Origin of the sequence: Sphingomonas sp. PP-F2F-A104-K0414, from assembly GCF_004340945.1 — a bacterium.
GTDB lineage: Bacteria > Pseudomonadota > Alphaproteobacteria > Sphingomonadales > Sphingomonadaceae > Sphingomonas.
Genome location: NZ_SLYD01000008.1, coordinates 16,029 through 31,594 on the forward strand (window position 1 = coordinate 16,029; position 15,566 = coordinate 31,594).

The 15,566-nt window shown below is 67.0% G+C and carries 11 protein-coding genes and 1 riboswitch; of the genes, 1 reads left to right on the plus strand and 10 read right to left on the minus strand.

Annotated elements, in window-relative coordinates; translation table 11 throughout:
• Positions 1–89 precede the first annotated feature (89 nt).
• Positions 90–286: riboswitch (cobalamin riboswitch) on the minus strand.
• Positions 287–447: 161 nt separating this feature from the next.
• The gene (gene cobO, locus C8J46_RS17260; RefSeq protein WP_132741755.1) at positions 448–1,053 is read right to left on the minus strand and encodes a cob(I)yrinic acid a,c-diamide adenosyltransferase; all 606 of its coding nucleotides are present in this window, start codon (positions 1,051–1,053) and stop codon (positions 448–450) included.
• A gap of 67 nt (positions 1,054–1,120) precedes the next feature.
• Here cobO and C8J46_RS17265 point away from each other — a divergent pair, with 67 nt between their 5' ends.
• Positions 1,121–2,752: an NAD(P)/FAD-dependent oxidoreductase gene (locus tag C8J46_RS17265; protein WP_132741757.1), complete on the plus strand. Its 1,632-nt coding sequence runs from the start codon at positions 1,121–1,123 to the stop codon at positions 2,750–2,752.
• A 147-nt stretch (positions 2,753–2,899) separates the two neighbouring features.
• On the opposite strand, the gene C8J46_RS17270 is transcribed toward C8J46_RS17265, so the two are convergent.
• The 9 genes from C8J46_RS17270 to C8J46_RS17310 form a co-directional block, all read right to left on the minus strand.
• Positions 2,900–3,571: a peptidylprolyl isomerase gene (locus C8J46_RS17270; RefSeq protein WP_243643474.1), complete on the minus strand. Its 672-nt coding sequence runs from the start codon at positions 3,569–3,571 to the stop codon at positions 2,900–2,902.
• A gap of 263 nt (positions 3,572–3,834) precedes the next feature.
• Positions 3,835–4,140, minus strand: coding sequence for a UBP-type zinc finger domain-containing protein (locus C8J46_RS17275; RefSeq protein ID WP_132741759.1), 306 nt, complete (start codon positions 4,138–4,140; stop codon positions 3,835–3,837).
• A complete protein-coding gene (locus C8J46_RS17280) occupies positions 4,137–5,801 on the minus strand; it encodes an FAD-dependent oxidoreductase (protein WP_132741761.1) in 1,665 nt (554 codons plus the stop codon). The genes C8J46_RS17275 and C8J46_RS17280 overlap by 4 nt, the downstream gene beginning before the upstream one ends.
• Positions 5,798–7,180 carry an FAD-containing oxidoreductase gene (locus C8J46_RS17285; protein WP_207894212.1) on the minus strand — a complete coding sequence of 461 codons (1,383 nt, stop codon included), beginning with the start codon at positions 7,178–7,180 and terminating at the stop codon, positions 5,798–5,800. The genes C8J46_RS17280 and C8J46_RS17285 overlap by 4 nt, the downstream gene beginning before the upstream one ends.
• A complete protein-coding gene (locus tag C8J46_RS17290) occupies positions 7,177–7,632 on the minus strand; it encodes a DUF4126 domain-containing protein (protein ID WP_132741765.1) in 456 nt (151 codons plus the stop codon). The genes C8J46_RS17285 and C8J46_RS17290 overlap by 4 nt, the downstream gene beginning before the upstream one ends.
• 296 nt (positions 7,633–7,928) lie before the next feature.
• Positions 7,929–8,918 carry a DUF2891 domain-containing protein gene (locus tag C8J46_RS17295; RefSeq protein ID WP_132741767.1) on the minus strand — a complete coding sequence of 330 codons (990 nt, stop codon included), beginning with the start codon at positions 8,916–8,918 and terminating at the stop codon, positions 7,929–7,931.
• Positions 8,915–12,457, minus strand: coding sequence for a hydantoinase B/oxoprolinase family protein (locus tag C8J46_RS17300; protein WP_132741769.1), 3,543 nt, complete (start codon positions 12,455–12,457; stop codon positions 8,915–8,917). The genes C8J46_RS17295 and C8J46_RS17300 overlap by 4 nt, the downstream gene beginning before the upstream one ends.
• A 7-nt stretch (positions 12,458–12,464) precedes the next feature.
• On the minus strand, positions 12,465–13,526 hold the full coding sequence (locus C8J46_RS17305; protein WP_132741771.1) for a PLP-dependent cysteine synthase family protein: 1,062 nt from the start codon (positions 13,524–13,526) through the stop codon (positions 12,465–12,467).
• On the minus strand, positions 13,523–15,559 hold the full coding sequence (locus tag C8J46_RS17310; protein ID WP_132741773.1) for a M3 family metallopeptidase: 2,037 nt from the start codon (positions 15,557–15,559) through the stop codon (positions 13,523–13,525). The genes C8J46_RS17305 and C8J46_RS17310 overlap by 4 nt, the downstream gene beginning before the upstream one ends.
• Between the last annotated feature and the right edge of the window lie 7 nt (positions 15,560–15,566).

Below are 15,566 nucleotides of genomic sequence, written 5' to 3' on the forward strand. Positions count from 1 at the left end.
CGAAAGGCGCACGCCTCCAGCCTCCGCGCGACGCGAAGCGATGTCGTCGCTCGGGGTGTTACCCGTCCGTTCGGCGCACCCTGGCCGGACGAAAGACGACCGCGACGGGCAGGTCTCCTGGCTCGCGGGTCAACGCCGTCCGCGCCGCCTTCTCGGGAGTATCCCAATGGCATGAGGCACGATGGCTCGCCGCGTACAGTTGCAGGGGCAGCCGGGTGTTTCCCGTTCCCATTTTCATTTCCCTAAGCGTTGCCGCCTCGGGAAAACCTGTCGCAGGCCGAGCGATACGCGTACGATCGACCGTAGACAAGCAGCCTCTAATCCTCCCCTGACAGGGGAGGTGGCAGCCCGTTTGGGCTGACGGAGGGGTGACCCGTCGTCGTGATCGCAATACCCCTCCGTCTGGCAAGCGCCAGCCACCTCCCCTGCAAGGGGAGGATCAAGAAGTCAGAACTCCACCCCCGCCTGTGCCTTCACGCCCGACCGGAACGGATGCTTTACCTGCGTCATCTCGGTCACCAGATCCGCCAGCTCGATCAACGCATCCGGCGCATTCCGACCTGTCACCACGACATGCGTCATCTCCGGCTTTGCCGCCAACACAGCGAGCACCTCGTCGACCGGCAGATAGTCATACCGCAGCACGATGTTCAGCTCATCCGCCACTACCATCGCATAGGACGGATCGGCGATCATCCGCTTGACCTCGTCCCAAGCCTCGCGCGCCACGGCGATATCGCGCGCGCGGTCCTGCGTGTCCCAAGTGAAGCCCTCCCCCATCGGCTTGAACTCGCACAATGCGGGGAACGCGTCGAAGACCGTCTTCTCGCCGGTGGTCATCGCGCCCTTGACGAACTGCACCACGCCGACTTTTCGCCCATGGCCGATCATCCGCACCGCCATGCCGAACGCGGCGGTAGACTTGCCTTTGCCCTTGCCGGTGTGGACGATGATCAGCCCCTTCTCGATCGTCTTGCTCGCGACGATCTTATCATGGACCGCTTTGCGCTTGGCGCTCCTGGCATTCTGCTCGTCGTCGGTCCGCATGATCATGTCCTCTCGCGCTCGCGCCCTGTACTGCCGATGGCGGATCGTGGCGCGCGGCGCTAGAGGACCGAGCATGCTCCGCATCACCGATCTCAAGCTGCCGCTCAACCACGCCGACGAAGCGCTCCCCGCCGCGATCCGCGACCGCCTGCGCGTCACCCCGCGCGACCTGATCCGCTACACGATCGCGAGGCGCGCGCACGATGCCCGCGACAAGATGGACATCCAGCTCGTCTATTCGGTCGACGTCACGCTGAAGAACGAGGACACCGTCCTCACGCGCTTTCGGAAAGATCGCCACGTCCAGCGCACGCCCGACACTGGCTACCGCTTCGTCACCAAGGGCGGCGCGACCTACACCGGCCCCCGCCCGGTGGTGGTCGGCGCAGGCCCGTGCGGGTTGTTCGCCGGCCTGATCCTAGCGCAGATGGGGTTCCGCCCGATCATCCTCGACCGCGGCAAAGTCGTCCGCGAGCGCACCAAGGACACCTGGGGCCTGTGGCGCAAGAGCGTCCTCAACCCCGAATCCAACGTCCAGTTCGGCGAAGGCGGCGCCGGCACCTTTTCCGACGGCAAGCTCTGGAGCCAGATCAAGGACCCGCGCCATCTCGGCCGCAAAGTCCTGACCGAGTTCGTGAAAGCCGGCGCCCCACCCGAAATCCTCACCGAAGCGCACCCGCACATCGGCACCTTCCGCCTCGTCACGATGGTCGAGAGCATGCGCGAAACGATCGAGTCGCTCGGCGGCGAATACCGCTTCTCGACGCGCGTCGACGGTCTCGACATCGTCGAGGACGCCGGCACGCGCCAGCTCCGCGGGCTCCACCTGAGCACGGGCGACTATCTCGAAGCCAACCACGTCGTCTTCGCGGTCGGCCACAGCGCGCGGGACACGTTCGAAATGCTCCATGCCAAGGGCGTCCACGTCGAGGCCAAGCCGTTCTCGATCGGCGTTCGCATTGAGCATCCGCAATCGTGGATCGACGAAGCGCGGTTCGGTCCCTGCGCCGGCCATCCGGATCTCGGCGCGGCGGCGTACAGCCTGTCGCACCACTGCAAGAACGGCCGCACCGTGTACAGCTTCTGCATGTGCCCGGGCGGCACCGTCGTCGCCGCGACGTCCGAAGAGGGCCGCGTCGCCACCAACGGCATGAGCCAATATTCGCGCAACGAACGCAACGCGAACTCGGGGATCGTCATCGGCATCGACCCCGAGCGCGATTATCCCGGCCACCCGCTGGCGGGGATCGAACTGCAACGCCACTGGGAATCGCGCGCCTATGTCGCCGGCGGCTCGAACTACAAGGCGCCTGCGCAACGCATTGGCGACCTGCTCGCAGGGCGTGCGTCGACCGCGCTGGGCTCGGTGATCCCGTCGTACAAGCCGGGCGTGCACATGACCGACTTGTCGGAGTGCCTGCCCGAGTTCGCGATCACCGCGTTGCGCGAGGCGCTGCCGGCGTTCGGCCGCGAGATTCCTGGCTATGATCATCCCGATGCGGTGTTGACGGGGGTGGAGACGCGGACCTCGTCGCCGGTTCGGATTACGCGCGGTGATAATTTCGTGAGCCTCAACACCGCGGGATTGTTTCCGGCAGGCGAAGGCGCCGGCTATGCAGGGGGCATCCTTTCCGCCGCAGTCGACGGGATCAAGGTCGCGGAATCGGTAGCGCTCAGCCTGACTGCGGGACCCTCCGTCCTGTAAGTAAAGCTTGTTTCCCCGCGAAGGCGGGGATCCAGTCTGGGCTCCCGCTTTCGCGGGAGAACAAGGAAGGACGTGGTACCGTACGACCATCGTCGGCACGTGTTCGAAGGGGATAGGCGCCGAAACTAGTCTGGGGCGACGGATACTTCACTTCTTCCGACCAAGCCCCGTCTCGATCAGCCAAGCCCGCGGCAACCCCGTTGGCTTCGCCACCCCGTCGAGCCGTCGCGCACTTACCAGCGCCACGCGCTTCAGGATCATTTGGTCCTTGAACGCATCCATCCCGCCCCCGGTCGGCTTGGCGAGAATGCGCTTCACCACGTCCATTCCCGCAACGACGTGCCCGAACGCCGCATATCCGGAATAGCCCGCGCGCGCGTCCATCGCTGGCGCCGGACCGATCGTGATGAAAAAATTCCCGCCAGCCGACGCCGGCGTCATCCCGCGCGCCATCGAGATCGTCGCGTCGAGATGCTTGATCCCGGTCATCGCCGTGGTCTCAAGGGGGAATGGCGGCAGGATCCGCCGCGCGTCGGTGCGGATGCCCGCCTGGATGAAGCCGAGCTTCGGCGCGGATTTCTGGCGGCTCGCGCGGTAGAAGTCGGTCCCGTCGAACCGCCCGTCATCGACATAGGCCAGGAAATTTGCGGTCGTCTTCGGCGCGTGACGGGTGTCGAGCGCCAGCAGTATCGGGCCCTCGGAGGTCACCAGACGAACGCGGACGATGCCCGGTTTCGGCCCTGCGCGGTTCGGCTTTTGCGCAGATCCCGCCGTGGCGAGCGCCGCAACGGCCACCAGCCCCATCATCACACGCCGCATGTTCGCTTACTCACGCCTTTACCGATGAAGGTCGGCTAGCGGTCAGGGTCGGGCGAAGCAAGCGAGGGTGATCAACGGTGTGGTTGCATCGACGGTCGTTGCCGCGCTGACCAACACCACCCCGGCGCAGGCCGGGGCCCAATTGGGGGACGGCAATAACAAAGGATCGCCCGCCGTTACTGCGGCTTTGCCGATTGGGCCCCGGCCTCCGCCGGGATGGTAGTACACGCGGCTGAACCGACGCAAACAAAGCCTACTCCTAATCAAACATACCGCGGGATAGGCCCCCATTGCGGCGTTTGGTCGGGCAGGTCGACCATCGACTCGTCCACGAAACACCAACCCCAGCCCTCTGGTGGGTCATAGCCCTCGATGATCGGATGCCGCGTCGCATGAAAGTGCGCGGTCGCGTGGCGGTGTGGCGAGTCGTCGCAGCAGCCGACATGCCCGCATGCCCGACACAGCCGCAGATGGACCCATTCACTGCCGATCCGAAGGCAATCCTCGCACCCCTTGGCGCTCGGCGTGACCGACCGGATCGTCTCCATATGCGTGCAGCCGTAACTCATGACGCCTCCCGTTCGGCCATGTCGGCCAGCGCGACATGAACCTGCGCGACCACCGCCGCCCCCTCGCCGACCGCCGCCGCGACGCGCTTGGTCGAGCCAGCGCGCACGTCGCCGATCGCGAACACGCGCTCGCGGCTCGTCTGTAACGCAAGCGCAGCCTTGCCCGTGACGATGAACCCCTTGTCGTCGGTATCGACGCATCCTTGCAGCCATCCGGCATTAGGATCGGCGCCGATGAACAGGAACAGGTGACGCATCGCGCACTGTTTGGTCGAGCCGTCTGTTTGGCGGAACATTGCCCCCGTGAGCCCGGTCGCGCGGTCGCCTTCGAGACCGATAATCTCGGTGCCGACATGCAGGGTGACGCTGGGCAGCGCCGCGATCCGGTCGATCAGGTATTTCGACATCGTCGCCGCCAGCGGTCGTCGCACGATCAGGTGCAGATGTTTCACGCGAGGCGCGAGAAATACCACCGCCTGCCCGGCCGAGTTGCCGCCGCCGACCAGCGCGACATCCTCGCCTTCGCACAATCGCGCTTCGATCGGCGACGCCCAGTAAGAGACACCCGCGCCCTCGAACATCGCCAGACCGGGAATGTCGGGGCGGCGATAGCGCGCACCCGACGCGACGATCACGGTCCGCGACCGGACCCGCGTGTCATCCGGCAGCGCGAGCACCAGCGGATCGTCCGCCGGCCGCGCGTCATCGCAGTCGAGCCGCGCGACCTCGAGCGGCACCGCGATCTCCGCGCCGAACTTCAGCGCCTGGTTGAACGCGCGGCCCGCCAGCGCCTGCCCTGAAATGCCGGTCGGAAACCCCAGATAATTCTCGATCCGCGCGGACGCCCCCGCCTGCCCGCCAATCGCGCGCTCGTCGAGCACGACCACCGACAATCCCTCAGACGCGGCATACACCGCCGCCGCCAGCCCCGCCGGCCCCGCGCCGACGATCGCAACGTCGTACACCACGTCCGGATCGAGATCGGGCGTGATCCCCAGGCACGCGGCAACCTCGACATCCGACGGTCGCTTGAGGACTTTCCCGTTCGGACAGACCACCAGCGGCAGATCGGCGCGTAACACGCCGATCCGTTCGACCAGCGCACGCCCTTCCTCGTCCGACGCCGCATCGAGCACGATGTTGGGATAGCCCGACCGGGTGAGGAAACCCTGCAACCGGACGATATCGGGGCTGCCCGGCACGCCGACGATCACCGTCCCGCCGCTGCCCTGCTCGATCAGTCCGACCCGGCGCAGGATCAGCGCGCGCATCACGACTTCGCCGACGTCCGCCGAGCCGACCATCAGCGCGCGCAGATGCGCCGGATCGAACGGCAGCGCGGTGCAGCCATCGGCGCCGGCGCGGCCCCCCGCGATCGAGGGGCGTCCGGCGAGCTGGTTTACCTCGCCGGTGATCTGTCCGACTCCGTGCGAGGTGATCGGCGCCTCGTGGCTCAGCCCGTCGCGGCGGATGACCTTGATCGATCCCGCCAGCACTAGCCATGCAGGCGCGCCCTGTTCGCCGATCGCATAGATCTGCTCGCCCGCTGCGAATTTTCGCGCGGGGCCGCTCGCGAACCGCTTGGCCGTCTCGATCTGGTCGGCGTCGAGCACCGGAAACATCTGGTGCTCGCGCGAGGCGACGCTGCCGGTCGTGGTCATCGAGGCTCCACCGGTTCGAGACCGAGCAGCAGTGTCGGGATCAACTCAGATACGGTCGGATGGATCGGCACCGCCCAGCGCAACGCCGACACCGGCTGATCTGCGTTCATCACGTCGAGGATACCGTGGATCGCCTCATCGCCGCCCGTTCCGAGTATCGCCGCACCCAGAATCCGCTGCGTCTCCGCATCGGCGACTATCTTCATGAAGCCCTTGGTCTCGCCCTTCTCGATCGCGCGACCGACCCGAGTCATCGGCCGCGTCGAAACGAGGATCTTTCGACCAGTCTTCTCCGCATCGGTCTGCGTCATACCAATGCGACCGAGCGGCGGGTCGATATAGAGCGCATAGCCGACCAGCCGCTGGCTCAAGCTCCGCTCGTCGCCATCGAGCAGGTTCGCGGCGACGATCTCAAAGTCATTATAGGCGGTGTGCGTAAACGCGCCCCGGCCGTTGCAATCGCCGAGCGCCCAGACGCCCGGCACGTTGGTCTGGAGCAGATCGTCGACGATCACATAGCCCTTCGCATCGGTCATGACCCCGGCAAGCTCGAGCCCGAGATCATCGGTGTTGGGCCGCCGTCCGACGGCCAGCAGCACATGGCTACCGATCACTTGCGGATCGCCCGCCTGGCAGTCGACCGATACCGCGACGCCGTCTGCATGCTGCGAGAACGCGATGCATTCGGCGCCCGTTCGTACGGCGACCCCCTCGTCTTCCAGGATCGCGCGCACGGCCTCCGACACGTCGGCGTCCTCGTGTCCGATCAACCGCTCGCCCCGCTCGACCACGGTCACCGCAGCACCGAACCGTCGATACATTTGCGCGAACTCAAGCCCGACATAGCTTCCGCCGACGATGACCAGATGCTTGGGTACGGCCTCGAGCGCGACCATGTCGGTGTTGTCCAGATGGGGGACGTCGCTTACGCCCGGCATATCAGGCACGCTCGCGCGTCCGCCGACGTTGAGAAAAATCCGCGGTGCGGTCAGTTCCTCCCCGTCGACCATGATCGTACCAGGGCCGGTAAAGCGCGCATGACCGCGCAACAAGGTCAGCCCTGCCATGCCGTCCAACCAGGCTTCGTTACGCGAACGCGCATCCATCACGATGGCACGCGCGCGCGCCGCTATCGCCGGCATATCGATGCCGACTTCGCCGGTCCGCACGCCGAACTCCGCGACCCGACGAGCCAGATGGGCGGCATAGGCGCTTGCAACCAGCGCCTTGGTCGGCATGCACCCGGTATTGACGCAGGTACCTCCGACCAACTTGCGCTCGATCAGTGCCACCGTCATCCCGGCCTCGGTCAAACGCCCCGCGAGCGGCGGTCCCGCCTGACCGGCGCCCACGATGATCGCGTCGAACCGCCGCATCACAACAGCGCGACGACCAGCACAGCCAGGCCGATCGCCACCGCATCCTCAACCAACGCGGCGGGACGATCGCTGCCGAATGATGCCGCCAGCCGCGCGCGCAATCTCGCACCGCCCAGCGTCCCGAGGACGGCGCCGATCACGCCGAGCACCAGTCCAAAAACCGGCGCCCCCAAGGCATAACCGATCGCCGCGCCCGAAATTCCGCCCGTGACGATCCGTACGCCGAACTGCGCCGGTACCGTCCGGCTTGGCGTCGAGGGCAGTTGGTCGGTGACGAGTTCGGCGGCTGCGAAAAACGATATTACCCAGGGCGTGAAACGCCACCCGAGAAAGGCCAGCCATGTCCCCTGCAGAGGCACCAACCCGGTTGAGGCTGCCCAGGCGATCGCGGCCGGCGCCATCATCGCGCGCAACCCGGCGACGATACCGATAACGAGAGCGAGAACTAGCATGGCCGCCTCCTGCAAAATTCCTTGAACAGACGCTTTCACGCCCGCTTCGAGCGGTCAATCGTCGATCGGTTTCAGCGCACGATCCGATCGGGTACGGATGAGGCAGAGTTTAAGCAGGGGTCAGAGCGACGGAGGCAGGACCGGTCCGGAAACCCTTGCTGTGGCGACACAATCCCGAAGCTCCGTACGTCAGACCATCAGCAGCGACACCGATCGACTATCGCCGGTACATCACCGGAGAAGGGTCCATTTCGGTTGCGTAACGATACGAAGCCACCGCAAGGCTCGATATCATCTTATGATTCGGCATCGAGGGCGAGCAGGGCGAACGTCGCTAGCCAGTGTTCACCCATATAATCGTCGGCAAGATGCGGCAGCGCCTCGGCGAGGTGATCGTCCGCCACCAACCACGCCCGCTTCGGGTCGGGTAGTGCCTTGGCGATCGACCGCCACCCCCATGCTCGCGACAAATTCACGCCGTCCAGATGCGCGAGCCGTCCATCCGAGCGATCGCTGACGATCGCCGGCGTTCGCAGGCAGGTCGTTGCCGCGCCGAACGGATCGGGCATGAATGCGGCCAGCCACGCCGTGAAGTCGGCACCGAGCACCTCGCGCATCAGCACCGCCTCGCACAACGTCGCGGACAAGAAATCCTCACCGTTTGGCTCCCACGGTTGGCAGTCACGATCCGCTCCGAACCAGTCGCGCGACCGCATCTCGATCAACGCCGCGAGCGCGGCATCATGCGTGCGCGCCCAGCGGAGCGCATGGACCAGCGCAAATGCCGTGCAGTCATGCTTGCCGCTGCGCACCGGATAAATAAGCTTCGGCAGATACTCGGCGAGCCGGGCGGCGAATGCGCGTGCGAGCGGCGCGAGCGCGGACGCCCAGGGATGATCGGGCCGGCGCGCCAGTTCGTCATGCAACGCGAGCAGCCAGCCCCAGCCATAAGGGCGCTCGAAACTTCCCGTCGTCGGCCTTGCCAGATAGGCGAGTTCGCCTGCCGCCAAAGTCGGCACGAGCATATGGTTCGCCAGCGCCTCGATCGCCACGGTCTCGGGCATGGCCGGGTACAGGCGCGCGAGCCGCATCACCTGCCACCAGCCGTGCACGCAACTATGCCAGTCGAAACTGCCGTGGAAGATCGGATGCAGCGTCTTGGGCAAGGCAAGATCGCCGGGACCACCCAGCGTCTGGTCGAGTTTGTACGGCCATTCGCGGGTCAGATGCCCCAGTGTCAGCGTCGCGAACCGCGCCGCGGTCGCCTGATCGATGCCGTGTGTCATTCGTCTCTCCCAAACCCGCCGCCGCCGGGCGTTTCGATGACCAATACGTCGCCAGCTTTCATGTGGACCTTGGCGGTGGAACCAAGCGGCTTGACGCTGCCATCGGCGCGCTCGACGGTCGCCGAGCCCAGCCCGCCGCTTGCACCGCCCGCCATGCCGAACGGCGCGATGCGACGGCGGTTGGCGAGGATGCAGGCGGTCATGTCTTCGAGGAAGCGCACGCGCCGCGTTGCCCCGTCGCCGCCGTGATGGGCGCCTGCCCCGCCCGAGCCGCGGCGGATCGAGAATTCTTCCAGCAGCACGGGGAAACGCGTTTCGAAGATTTCCGGATCGGTCAACCGGCTGTTGGTCATGTGCGTCTGGATCACCGAGGCGCCATTGAAGCCGGGGCCTGCGCCTGCACCGCCGGCGATCGTCTCGTAATATTGGTGCGTGTCGTTGCCGAAGGTGAAGTTGTTCATCGTCCCCTGGCTGGCGGCCATCGCGCCGAGCGCGCCGAACAGCGCGTCGGTGACGACCTGGCTGGTCTCGACGTTGCCGGCGACGACCGCGGCCGGACAGCGCGGGTTGAGCATCGAGCCTTCGGGCACGCGGATCGTCACGCCGCGCAGGCAGCCGTCGTTGAGCGGGACCGCCTCGTCGATCAGCGCGCGGACGACGTAGAGCACCGCCGCGCGGACGATCGAGACGGGGGCGTTGAAGTTGGTCGGGCGCTGGTCGCTGGTGCCGGCGAAGTCGACCTCCATCGTCGCGGCCTCGCGATCGACGCGGACCGCCACGCGCACGACTGCGCCGTCGTCCATCTCATAGGCAAACGCACCATCGCCTAGCGTCGCGATCAGGCGGCGGACGGCAGCGTCGGCGTTGGCCTGAACGTGCTCCATGTAGGCCGCGACGACGTCCGTGCCGTACTCGTTCGCGAGTCGTGTGAGACCAGTCGCGCCGCGCGTGCAGGCGGCTAATTGCGCGGCGAGATCGGCGATGTTCTGGTCGACGTTGCGTGCGGGATAGGGTCCGCCGGCGAACACGGCGCGAAGTTCGGTTTCGAGGAAGCGGCCTTCATCGACAATCAGAAGATCGTCGAGCAGAACGCCCTCTTCCTCGACCGAGCGGCTTTCGGGCGGCATCGATCCTGGGGTTATGCCGCCGACGTCCGCGTGATGGCCGCGGGCGGCTACGAAGAACGCCGGCGCGTCGCCGTCGTCCGCGAAGACCGGCATGATGACGGTGATGTCGGGCAGGTGCGTGCCGCCGCGATAGGGGGCGTTGAGCGCGTAGGCGTCGCCGCGGCGGATACCGCGGCCGTCTGCGCCGCCGCCGCGCGCGTCGATGATCGTGCGGATGCTTTCGCCCATCGAGCCCAGATGCACGGGGATGTGCGGCGCGTTGGCGACGAGGTTGCCGTGCGCGTCGAACAGCGCGCAACTGAAATCGAGGCGTTCGCGGATGTTGACCGACGCGGCGGAGCGCTGGAGCGCGGCGCCCATTTCCTCGGCGATGCTCATGAACAGACCGGCGAAGATCGCCAGCCGGACGGGATCGGATTCAGTGCCGATGCTCGCGCCGACACGGGGTGCGATGCGGTCGAGGATCAGATTGCCGATCGGATCGACGCGCGCGCGCCAGCCGGGCTCGACGATGGTGGTGGAGACGCTGTCGAGGATCAGCGCGGGGCCGTCGATGGCGTGGCCGGCGGGGAGGCCTTCGCGCGCCAGGACGGGCGTGTCGTGCCATGCACCGGCCATGTAGACGGGCGCGACCGACAGCGGCGCGGCCGGCTCTTCGGGGAACGCGACCAGCGCGGCGTCGATCGCCGGACTCTCGGCGATCGCCTCGGCTACGATCCGGTCGGCGATCAGCGGTGCTTCGCTGGCGAACCCGAACTGCGCGACGTGTGCCGCGTCGAACGCGGCGATTATTGCTGCCGGGTCGTCGAGATCAAGTTCGATGGTGTGGTCGGTCTGGCCTCGACGCAGATGCACGCGGCGTTCGATCCGGACGTCGTCCGCCGTGACACCCTGCGCCACCAGCGCGTCGCGCGCTGCTTCCGCCAGACCGTCCAGCGCCTGCGTGATCGCGGCATAGTCCGCGAACGCAGCACCCGAGGTCGCCTCGCGGAGCACGCGACGATCGGCCAGCCCCATGCCGTACGCCGACAGCACGCCGGCCAGCGGGTGGATCATCACGCGGTCCATCGCCAACGCGTCGGCGACGAGGCATGCATGCTGCCCCCCGGCCCCACCGAAACATGCCAGCGTGTAACGCGTCACGTCATGCCCACGCGCGACGGAGATCGTCCGGATCGCATTCGCCATGTTGGCCACCGCGACCGCGACGAACCCTTCCGCCGCGACCTGCGGATCGAGCGGCAATTCTGAGAACCGGGCGGCCACCGCCCCGGCATCGAGCGGCTGGTCGCCCGCAGATCCGAACAGCGCCGGGAAGAATTCGGGGCGCACCTTGCCGAGCATCACGTTGCAGTCGGTCACCGTCAGCGGCCCACCGCGGCGGTAACACGCCGGCCCCGGCACCGCGCCTGCGCTCTCGGGGCCGACGATCAGCCGCTCGCCATCGAACCGGCAGATCGAACCGCCGCCCGCCGCCACCGTGTGGATCCGCAGCATCGGCGCGCGGATACGGGCGCCGGCGATCAGCGTCTCGGTATCGCGCTCGTACGTGCCGGCGTAGTGCGAGACGTCGGTCGAGGTGCCGCCCATGTCGAAGCCGATGATCTGTTCGAACCCGGCCTCGCGCGCGGTCGCGGCCATGCCGACGATGCCACCCGCGGGACCCGACAGGATCGCGTCCTTGCCGCGAAAGCCTGCGCCGTCGACCAGTCCGCCCGACGACTGCATGAACAGCGCGCCCTGCCCCAGCGCGTCGCTCAGGCCCGAGACATAGCGATCGACGACCGGCGACAGATACGCATCGACGACGGTCGTATCGCCGCGCCCGATCAGCTTGATCAGCGGCGCGACGCGGTGGCTGACCGAGATTTGCGTGAAGCCGATCTCGGTTGCGATCGTCGCCAGCGCTTCCTCGTGCGCGGTGAAGCGATAGCCATGCATCAGGACGATCGCGACGGCGCGCAGGCCGCTGTCGAATGCAGCCTGCAATCCTGCGCGAGCCGCGTCTAGGTCGAGCGGCCGGAGCACATCGCCCTCCGCCCCGACCCGCTCGTCGATCTCCACGACGTGCGCGAACAGCGGCGGCGGACGGTTCACGTCGCGCGCGAAGATGTCGGATCGTTCCTGGTGGCCGATCAGCAGCGCATCGCCGAACCCGCGGGTGATCGCGAGACACGTCGGCTCGCCCTTGCGCTCGAGCAGCGCGTTGGTCGCAACCGTCGTCCCGATCCGCAGTTCGAGCGGCACGTCCGCCCCATCAGTCAGCCGCCGAATCGCCTCGACCGCGGCGTCATCATAGCGTTCGGGATCTTCCGACAGCAGCTTGGCGGTGACGATCCGCCCGTCAGGCCGCCGCGCGACGACGTCGGTGAACGTGCCGCCGCGGTCGATCCAGAACTGCCATGTGGTCATCGGTTACTCAGCCCAGAAATTGCGTCATTCGCGCCGCCGCCCCTGTCCACGCGACCCCGCGATCGTCGAGCCATGAATCGTCGTAATAGGTGCAGCCATAGCGGTCGCCGCCATCGCACAACAGCGTGACGATGCTGCCCGTTTCGCCCGCCGCCGCCATCTCCTCGACGATCTGCGCGCAGGCCCAGAGGTTGGTCCCGGTCGAGCCGCCGACGCGCCGGCCGAGCCGGTCGAACAGCGCGCGCATCGCGCCGATGCTGTCCGCATCCTCGACCGCGATCATCCGGTCGATGACGCTAGGCACGAAGCTCGGCTCGACGCGCGGCCGTCCGATCCCCTCGATCCGCGACGCGCACCCTTCGGGCAACGCGACCACCGAGCGGTCCTCGAAATGCCGGTGGAACACCGAGTGCACCGGGTCCGCGACGCACAATTTCGTGTCGTGCCGGCAATAGCGGATGAAGCGCCCGATCGTCGCCGACGTGCCCCCCGTCCCTGCGCCGCAGACTATCCAGGACGGGCACGGATGCTCCTCCTCGGCCATCTGCGCGAAGATGCTTTCGGCGATGTTGTTGTTGCCGCGCCAGTCGGTCGCGCGCTCGGCATAGGTGAACTGGTCGAGATAATGCCCGCCGGTTTCGGCCGCGAGCCGGTGCGACACCGCGTAGACGGTGCGCGGATCGTCGACCATGTGGATCTCGCCGCCGTGGAAGCGGATCGCGTCGAGCTTCGGCGCCGCGGTCGTCGCGGGTACCACGGCGATGAAGCGCAAGCCCAGCATCTTGGCGAAATACGCCTCCGACACCGCGGTCGACCCCGACGAGGATTCGATCACCGTCGTCTCGGGCCCGATCCATTCGTTGCACAGCGCGTACAAGAACAGCGAGCGCGCGAGCCGGTGCTTGAGGCTGCCGGTCGGATGCGAACTCTCGTCCTTCAGATACAGCACGATGCCGGGGTAACGCGGCAAATCGACGCGGATCAGGTGCGTGTCGGCGGACCGGTTATAGTCCGCCTCGATCCGCCGCACCGCCTCCGACAACCAGCGCCGGTCGACGCGTTTCGTCACCCTTGCAGCCCGTGACGGACCAGCATCGCGGTCGGTTCGGGATCGCGCCCGCGGAACGCGCGGAAGCTGTCCGCCGCCGGCCGCGTGGCCCCACGCGCGAGCACTTCCTCGCGGAACCGGTCGCCGGTCTTGCGATCCACCAGGCCCGCTTCGGCGAACGCCTCGAAGCCGTCGGCCGCCAGCAATTCCGCATAGAGATAGCTGTAATAGCCCGACGCGTACCCGCCCGCGAAAATATGGCTAAACGCATGCGGGAAGCGGTGCCATGCGGGCGGGCGGATCACCGCCACCTCGTCGCGCACCGCCTCGATCACCTCGATCGGATCGCTGCCCATCGTGCCGAGATGCAGGAGCAGGTCGAACAGCGCGAATTCGACCTGCCGCAGGATGAACATCCCCGCCTGGAAATGCCGCGCCTTCACCATCCGCTCGAACAGGTCGGCAGGCAGCGTCTCGCCAGTCTTGTAGTGGCCCGACATGCCGGTCAGCACGTCTTTGTCCCAGGCGAAATCCTCCATCAGCTGGCTCGGCAGCTCGATCGCGTCCCATTCGAAACCGTTGGTGCCGGCGATGCTCGGGCGGTTCACCTTGGTGAAGAGCAGGTGGATGCAATGCCCGGTCTCGTGCAACAGCGTCGTCACATCGTTGTGGCTCAGCAGCGACGGCGTCTCGCCGCCATCCGGGGCAAAGTTGCAGACGAGATACGCGACCGGCACCGTCACGGTATTGCCGTCGTGCAGCCGCGGCCGCGCCTGCGCCATCCACGCGCCGCCCCGCTTGCCGGTGCGCGCGTGCAGGTCGAGATACAGCCCGGCGAACACCGTCCCGCTCTCGTCCACCACGTCGAAGAACCGCGCATCGTCATGATACAGCGAGACATTGTCGCGCTCGACCAGCTTGATGCCGAACAGCCGCTGCATCAGCGTCTGCCAGCCTTCCATCACGCGCTCGACCGGAAAATACGCCTTCACCACCTGCGCATCGACCGCATAGCGATCCTGCCGCAGCCGGTTCGACACGAAGCCCGCATCCCACGGTTCGAAATCGGCGATCCCAAGCTGTTCGGCGGCAAACGTCTTCAGCTCGGCCAAGTCACGCTCCGCCGCCGGCTTAGCACGGCGCGCCAGATCGCGCAGGAACGCGATCACCTCGGCGCCATTGGGCGCCATCTTGGTCTCCAGCGACCAGGCGACCGGATCGGTGAAGCCGAGCAGCTTGGCGCCCTCGTGCCGCAACTCGAGGATACGCGCGATCCGCGCGCTGTTGTCGAACTCGCCAGCGTTCGGCCCCTGGTCCGACGCGCGCGTCGCGAACGCGCGGTACATGCGGGCGCGCAACTCACGGTTCTCGGCGAAGGTCAGCACCGCGTTGACGCTCGGCTGTTGCAGCGTGACCAGCCAGCCCGCCTGCCCCTTCGCCTTGGCGGCATCCGCGAACATCGCCTTGTCCGCGTCCGAAATCCCCGCGAGATCCGCCTCGTCCGTCACCAGCTCCGACCACGCGTCGGTCGCATCCAGCACCGCGCTGCCGAACTCGTTCGACAATCCCGACAGCTCGACCGAAATCTCGCTGAACCGGTCGCGCGCCTCGGGCTCCAGCGCCACGCCCGACAGCGTGAAGTCGCGGATCGCCTGCTCGACCGCGACGCGATCTTCAACGGGCAGGTCGGCGAACTCGGGCGACACGCTCAGCGCCACGAACACCTCGTACAAATCGCGGTTCTGCCCGACCTTCATGTCGTTCTCGACGAGCCGCTTCTGCCCCTCCGAATACGCCGCGCGCAGCTCTGGCGTGTCCGCAACCCCGTGCAGATGCGACACCGCCGACCAGATCGCGCCGATCTCGGTATTCGCCCGCTCGTACGGCAGCCACGCGCTCGCGAAATCGATCGGCCGCGCGGTGGTCAGCGCCTCGACCATCGCCTCATGCCGCGCGATCGCATCGTCGAGCGCGGGCGCGATCTGGTCGGGCGAGAGTTCCGCGAAACGGGGCAGCGACAGCGTATCGAGAAGCGGGTTCGTCGGGGCAGTCATGGAAAAT